Genomic DNA, 247 nt, shown 5'->3' with positions numbered 1-247 from the left:
ACTGCTTCAAAGAAATCTCGAACAGGAAAGTGCTAAAAAGACCCACAGCGTTGGCGCTGCGCTGAGAAGCCCGCGCGTCTGGTTGCTGACGTTCATTCTTCTCACGTTCAATACCGGCTTTTACGGGTTGGCCTTCTGGCTGCCTTCTATCATCAAGGCTTCCGGTGTAAAGAGTACTTTGAACATTGGCCTGCTGACCGCCATTCCCTACCTTAGCGCCGTCGTGGCAATGCTTTGGAATGCATCG

General features: G+C 52.2%; 1 pseudogene. It reads left to right on the top strand.

Annotated features, from left to right (window positions below):
• Positions 1 to 247: pseudogene (locus tag SB822_RS59675) on the top strand (MFS transporter); the annotation flags it as partial.

The organism is Paraburkholderia sp. SIMBA_054, assembly GCF_046534875.1.
GTDB classification, from domain to species: Bacteria; Pseudomonadota; Gammaproteobacteria; order Burkholderiales; family Burkholderiaceae; genus Paraburkholderia; species Paraburkholderia hospita.
The sequence above is the reverse complement of the archived record's forward strand: the minus strand, read 5'-3'. Positions and strand labels throughout refer to the sequence as shown.